This window comes from Bacillus cereus group sp. BfR-BA-01349, assembly GCF_022663795.1.
GTDB classification, from domain to species: domain Bacteria; phylum Bacillota; class Bacilli; order Bacillales; family Bacillaceae_G; genus Bacillus_A; species Bacillus_A cereus.
On record NZ_JAKUGE010000039.1, the window covers coordinates 42,179 to 48,837 of the forward strand.

Here is a 6,659-nt window from a genome sequence, read left to right on the forward strand (position 1 = left end):
CAATCTTTTTTTCATGAGGGGTATTTTGTTAGTAAAGATTGATAGTTAGAATAATCAATCTTTTTTTCTTGTAGTTTTTTTATTAAAAATTTATGATCACGCTTTGGTGTGGCAATGATATATCCCTTAATAATTAAGTCTTGTGTAATTTGAGAGGCATTTTCTTGTAATGCAAGTTCCCCGATTTTTCCAGCAATCTTTGATTTTGCAACATCACGAAATAGTTCTGGAACAGGACTTACAAGCTCTTCTAACAATTGTTTTTGTTCATCAGCCCATAAATGTCTCGTTTTATTTATGTAGTGTTCTTCCCAATCCAAAATGGACATGCCGTCTTCTTTTGGTAATCGTTTCAGGAATTTTCTGAACATAAAGTATCCACCGATAGACATAAGCCCTAACAAAATAACCGTCCATAATACAATGAACCAACTGAACCATCCTTCGAGCAAGCATATCCCCCCTTAATGATAGCGGTTTTCTTTTATTCATATTATATACAGTGAGATTCATAGAAAGCAAGAACGCTTGGTCATTTTGACCAAGCGTTATAGTTTAAACGAAGTATAGTTGTTCAACACATAAATTATTATTATCGTCTTCAACATACTCAATAATAAGTGTGCCAACTTTACGATCTTTATCTTCAGTTGTGAAAATAGAGTAAGAAGTAAAACGTGTTTTTGATAGGCCGCTTATATGTGTAGGTAAAGAAATGTAGTCGTTATCGCGGAAGAATTCCATCAGTTCAATATCCTCAAATTCTTTTCGGTCAACTTGTTTGTGTGTATAGCGGCGTTGAAGTTGTTTTAAAGATTCATTCCAAGAAATTGCTTTTGTGTCGTATACCATTGTTCTATCTCCTTACTGTATGTAATTATTAAGAACATACGTTCTAATCTGGTATACTCTTTTTATTAGAAAAGAGAAAGCAAAAAATAATGTAAGCTTGGATTTCCAAGCTTACATTATTGATGCGTCCGTCATAATCTCTATTTTTCATTATAAGTTAGATATGAATAAGAAACAAGATGATATATATAATGTTGAGAGTTTTCAAGATTCTGTATATTATAGGTGTGCTAAAGTGTAAGGGAATGAGAGGTGTGGCATACGTAATTTCACTGCAAGGGCCGATGGCTAGCGGAAAAACAACATTAGCAAAAAGGTTAGAAAAGAGAGGGTTTCGAGTTATATATGAAAATCCATATCCAATTGTAGAGAAGCGAAAAAAATTGAATTTAGATATGAATTCAAAAGTAGGGTTTATTATGAATCAAAAAATGTTTATGGAAGCAAAAATAAAGGAGTTTCAAAATGTGAAAGATTCAGTCGTAATTTTTGATCGCGGACCAGAAGACATTGAGTTTTTTACACTCTTTTATCCAACGATTATAGGAGAAGAGTGGGATATAGAAACTGAATTGAAAGATGAATTATATAAATTAAGAGCATGCCGTTCGGATGTGATTTTTTACTTAGATGTTACGAAAAAGAATGTATATGATAGAAAAAATAATGATAGAACAAGAAACAGAAGTACGTTTGCGGAGCAATTTAAATTAGTAGAAACTGAAAAAGACTGGTATAAACAATTTCCTGTAACTTATGTGGACACGAATAGATTAACAGTGGACGATTTAGAGGTATATTTTATGGACTGGTTAAAGGAGAGAGAGCTATGAAAAAAATACTTTTATTTGTATACCCAACATTTGCAGAGTTTGAAATAACAGTAGCAACGGCATTGCTGAAAAATAAATATGAAATCATTACAGCGGGCTTAACTAAAGAATTGGTTATAAGTGAAACTGGATTGCAAGTGCAGCCGCATATAGAAGTAAGTGAAGCACGTGTAGATGAGTATGAGGGGATACTTATTCCAGGTGGAGAAGAAGGACAGTTGGAAGATGCAAAACCTCTTTTTTCAATCATTCGTCAATTTCATGAACAAGAAAAATTAGTGGCGGCAATTTGTGCTGGACCGTATGCACTAGCAAAAGCAGGGTTATTTAAAGGGATTTCTTATACTGCGACTATAGATTGTCAAAAATTTGATTGTTTTCCAGTAGAAAATTTCGTGTATGAAGAAGTTGTGCAACACTCAAATATCATTACAGCACAAGGGCATGCATTTGTACCATTTGGAATAGCAATTGCCTCTTATTTTGGAGTGGCAGACGAACATAATACAGATTTTTATTGTGGTAAAGGCAATGTAGTAATGGAGAAACTTTTACGAGAAAACGTGTAAAAGCTAGCAAATGCTAGCTTTTTTCTTTTTTACACCGATAAATTACTAACGCTTTTGGATCGCGCCATATACCGTTATGGAGAGATAATTCCTTGTTGATTTCTTTTGTTAGCCATTCTTTCATCTCGGCTTGAAGATACATATTATCGGGTATATTTAGCGACGGAAACATGCTAGAAATATAGTTTACAATCGGAGTAGCATGATGAAAAACGAGAGCATTATGAATAACTGTTTCTTCAACAGTTGGAAAAACAGATTGTAATATCTCTTTACCGTTTTCTAAACAAAATGGAGTGACTGATGATGTTGTTTTCGGTAAATCAAATGCGTCTAACATACGGTTACACATTTCAACTATACGAGGTAGTGTAACGCTAGAATTTGTTGTAGCTAAAAGTGTTCCGCTAGGACGAATTACTTTATGGAATCCTTGAATTGTTTTTTCAACATCTTTCACATGGTATAACATATGTCTTGCAGTTATTAGGTCATAACAATTTGTTTCGAAAGGAAGTTTACTAGCATCCCCTCGTTTCCATTCTATTAAGTTATTTGTTTTAGCAGCTTCAGCAAGCATAGCTTCGGATTGATCAAACCCGGTTAATGTGCCTTTATGACCATTTGTTTGTAAAAGGGAAAGGAATTTTCCACTAGCGCACCCAACCTCTAATATATTTTCTTCCCCTTGAAGTTGTAAATGTTCAATGACGATCTTATCTAAATCTACGTGTTTTTCTTCGTAATGTGTATGTGTGTCGATGCGTGTTTGTAAATGGTTGCTAACGTTATACTGACGTTTTACATCATTCATTTTGTCACATTCCACCTTTGTGCAAAATTGTTGGATTGCATGTGTTAATACGTCGGTTTTCTTTAAACCTTCGTAATGGAGTGCTGATTCAAACCTTTTAAGTAATTTCTCTTCAATTCGAAAATGAATATCTTTTCGTTTTGTCACTGAAATTTCGCCCCTTTGCATCTGTTAGTGAGACTATAGCATGCTTGGAAATTTTGTGTAAATCATTTGTGTACACAAAAATAGGGGGATGAAAAAATGTTTGAATATGATTTTAAACTATTGACGATTTAAACGTTTTCATATATTCTTAAATTAAGTAATATTCAAATAATTCAAAAGAAATGAGAGAGTCACATGCTTCTTCAAGGAACACATCGAATTGGTCGTATGGCCATGCTGTTGGCACTTGCGGATGAGAATGAAAGTCCTGTATTATCCATTCCAAAAGGTTGGAAGTATTGTACGGGGAAAGTGGGTTCGATGAATTCGCAAAAGGTTGTCGCAGCAATGGAAACAGCGGCTAAAAGCAACCAAGTTATTGAAACAGACGTTTACAGAGAAACACATGCACTTTATCATGCAATTATGGAAGCTTTGTACGGAGTGACGAGAGGTCAAATTCAGTTAGCAGACGTTCTTCGTACAGTAGGACTTCGTTTTGCGATTGTGCGCGGTACACCATACGACGGAAAAAAAGAAGGCGAATGGGTTGCTGTTGCATTATATGGAACGATTGGTGCACCTGTAAAAGGATCTGAGCATGAGGCGATTGGTTTAGGAATTAATCACATATGATTTGCCCATAGTCTATTAGTTAGAAGGGGGCCTTACTTTTTTAGGACAGAAGTCTGTCTTAAAAAGATAAGGTCCCCTTTTGCCTTTTTAAGGAGGAAAAATGATGATTACGTTAACAGGACATACATTGACAGTTGAAGAAATGAAGAAGTTATTAATGGAAGGAGAAGGTGTAACAGCTTGTCCAACTAGTATGCAAAAGGTAGCGGAGCGCCGCGAAGTAGTTGAGAAAATTGTAGAGGACGGAAAAGTCGTTTACGGTATTACAACTGGATTTGGAAAGTTTAGTGATGTGCTTATCCAAAAAGATGATGTAAAGGCACTTCAACATAATTTAATTCAGTCACATGCATGCGGGATTGGTGATCCATTCCCGGAAGAAGTATCACGCGGAATGTTAATTTTACGAGCGAACACGATGCTTAAAGGAGTATCAGGCGTAAGGCCGCTCGTTGTAAATATGCTTCTTGAGTTTGTAAACCGTAAAATTCATCCAGTCGTTCCGCAACAAGGCTCACTTGGTGCGAGTGGAGATTTAGCACCTTTATCTCATCTTGCGCTCGTATTATTAGGCGAAGGTGAAGTGTTCTATAAAGGGAAACGCGTTCATGCAATGGTTGCTCTTACAGAAGAAGGGCTTGAGCCAATTGAACTTGAAGCGAAAGAAGGTCTTGCGTTAATTAATGGTACGCAGGCGATGACAGCACAAGGAGTTCTTTCTTATATAGAAGCAGAAGCAACGGCGTATCAAGCTGAACTAATTGCTTCGATGACAATTGAAGGGTTACAAGGCATTATTGATGCATTTGATGAAAATGTTCATAAAGCACGTGGTTATAAAGAGCAAGTGGAAGTAGCGAGCAGAATTCGTGACATCCTTCACGATAGTAAATTAACAACAAAACAAGGAGAATTACGAGTGCAGGATGCCTATTCACTTCGTTGTATCCCGCAAGTACACGGTGCTTCTTGGCAAGTTTTAAATTATGTAAAAGAAAAATTAGAAATTGAAATGAATGCAGCAACAGATAATCCGCTAATTTTTGATGGCGGAGAAAAAGTAATTTCAGGTGGTAACTTCCATGGTCAACCGATTGCGTTTGCGATGGACTTCTTAAAAGTAGGAATGGCGGAACTTGCAAATATTTCGGAGCGCCGTATTGAGCGTTTAGTAAACCCGCAATTAAATGATTTACCACCATTTTTAAGTCCAGAACCAGGACTACAGTCAGGTGCAATGATTATGCAATATGCTGCAGCGTCGCTTGTTTCTGAAAATAAAACGTTAGCACATCCGGCGAGTGTAGATTCAATTCCGTCTTCTGCTAACCAAGAAGATCATGTAAGTATGGGAACAATTGCTTCACGCCATGCACATCAAATTATTCAAAATGCAAGACGTGTTCTTTCTATTGAGATGATTTGTGCAATGCAAGCAGCAGAATATCGCGGGATTGAAAACATGAGTACAGTGACGAAGAGCTTCTACCACCAAGGTCGTCAGCAGGTGCCATCTATTAAAAATGACCGTATATTCTCAACAGATATTGAAAATATTGCGCATTGGTTAAAAACGAATTATTCGATAAAAGAAAGATTAGATGTAAACGCAGCACTATAAAATGAGAAAAGGGAGAGATTGAAATGGAAAAAGTACAACAAACAATTCGCGCGCCAAGAGGTACAGAGTTACAAACGAAAGGATGGGTGCAAGAAGCTGCACTTCGTATGTTAATGAACAATTTAGATCCTGAAGTTGCTGAAAAACCAGAAGAATTAGTTGTATATGGCGGAATTGGCCGTGCAGCTCGTAACTGGGAAAGCTATCAGGCGATTGTAGATTCATTAAAAACGTTAGAAAGTGATGAAACGTTACTTGTTCAATCAGGAAAACCAGTTGCCATTTTTAAATCACATGAAGATGCACCTCGCGTTCTGTTAGCGAACTCAAACTTAGTACCGAAATGGGCAAACTGGGATCACTTCCGAGAACTAGAGAAAAAAGGTCTTATGATGTACGGACAAATGACAGCTGGTAGCTGGATTTACATTGGAACGCAAGGGATTCTACAAGGAACATATGAAACATTTGGTGAAGCGGCTCGTCAACATTTCGATGGTTCATTAAAAGGTACATTAACACTTACTGCTGGCTTAGGTGGTATGGGTGGTGCACAACCTCTTGCTGTAACGATGAATGGCGGTGTTGTCATTGCTATTGATGTAGATAAGCGTAGTATCGATCGTCGTATTGAAAAGAGATATTGTGACATGTACACAGAATCATTAGAAGAAGCATTAACTGTTGCGAACGAGTATAAAGAGAAGAAAGAACCAATTTCAATTGGCTTGTTAGGAAATGCGGCAGAGATTTTACCAGAACTAGTGAAGCGTAATATTACGCCAGATTTAGTTACGGATCAAACATCTGCTCATGATCCATTAAACGGTTATATTCCAGTAGGTTACACGTTAGAAGAAGCAGCGAAACTTCGTGAAGAAAATCCAGAACGTTACGTACAATTATCAAAAGAAAGTATGACAAAACATGTGGAAGCAATGCTTGCGATGCAAGAAAAAGGCGCAATTACATTTGATTATGGAAATAATATTCGCCAAGTTGCTTTCGATGAAGGTTTGAAAAATGCTTTCGATTTCCCAGGATTCGTTCCTGCATTTATTCGTCCATTATTCTGTGAAGGAAAAGGACCATTCCGCTGAACTGAACCCAAAAAATTAGACAAATATATTAAGCAGCTACTAAGGATTGAACTCTGTATTGCACAGGGGACAATCCTTTTAGTTTTG

Annotated in this window: 7 protein-coding genes and 1 pseudogene; 5 read left to right on the top strand and 3 right to left on the bottom strand. The window is 36.7% G+C overall.

What is annotated here, in order from left to right:
• Window positions 1–11: 11 nt before the first annotated feature.
• On the bottom strand, window positions 12–452 hold the full coding sequence (locus tag MR169_RS19905) for a DUF2621 domain-containing protein (protein WP_000889372.1): 441 nt from the start codon (window positions 450–452) through the stop codon (window positions 12–14).
• 103 nt (window positions 453–555) lie between these two features.
• Window positions 556–852 (bottom strand): hypothetical protein, encoded by a 297-nt coding sequence (locus MR169_RS19910; protein WP_000262397.1) that lies wholly within the window; start codon window positions 850–852, stop codon window positions 556–558.
• Window positions 853–1,097: 245 nt separating this feature from the next.
• Between MR169_RS19910 and MR169_RS19915 the strand changes: the two genes are divergently transcribed.
• Both MR169_RS19915 and MR169_RS19920 read left to right on the top strand, forming a co-directional pair.
• Entirely contained in the window at window positions 1,098–1,685 is a 588-nt protein-coding gene (locus MR169_RS19915; protein ID WP_002000475.1) for an AAA family ATPase, read from the top strand.
• A complete protein-coding gene (locus MR169_RS19920; RefSeq protein WP_086424241.1) occupies window positions 1,682–2,254 on the top strand; it encodes a DJ-1/PfpI family protein in 573 nt (190 codons plus the stop codon). Before MR169_RS19915 ends, MR169_RS19920 begins: the two co-directional genes overlap by 4 nt.
• 13 nt (window positions 2,255–2,267) lie before the next feature.
• Here MR169_RS19920 and MR169_RS19925 read toward each other — a convergent pair whose 3' ends face one another.
• Entirely contained in the window at window positions 2,268–3,215 is a 948-nt protein-coding gene (locus tag MR169_RS19925; protein ID WP_242319892.1) for a class I SAM-dependent methyltransferase, read from the bottom strand.
• A 195-nt stretch (window positions 3,216–3,410) separates the two neighbouring features.
• Between MR169_RS19925 and hutP the strand changes: the two genes are divergently transcribed.
• From hutP to hutU, 3 genes and pseudogenes are all read left to right on the top strand, one after another.
• A complete protein-coding gene (hutP, locus tag MR169_RS19930) occupies window positions 3,411–3,851 on the top strand; it encodes a hut operon transcriptional regulator HutP (protein WP_000926516.1) in 441 nt (146 codons plus the stop codon).
• A gap of 103 nt (window positions 3,852–3,954) precedes the next feature.
• A complete protein-coding gene (gene hutH / locus MR169_RS19935) occupies window positions 3,955–5,472 on the top strand; it encodes a histidine ammonia-lyase (protein ID WP_242319893.1) in 1,518 nt (505 codons plus the stop codon).
• A 23-nt stretch (window positions 5,473–5,495) separates the two neighbouring features.
• Window positions 5,496–6,569, top strand: a pseudogene (gene hutU / locus MR169_RS19940) (urocanate hydratase); the annotation flags it as partial.
• Window positions 6,570–6,659: the final 90 nt, after the last annotated feature.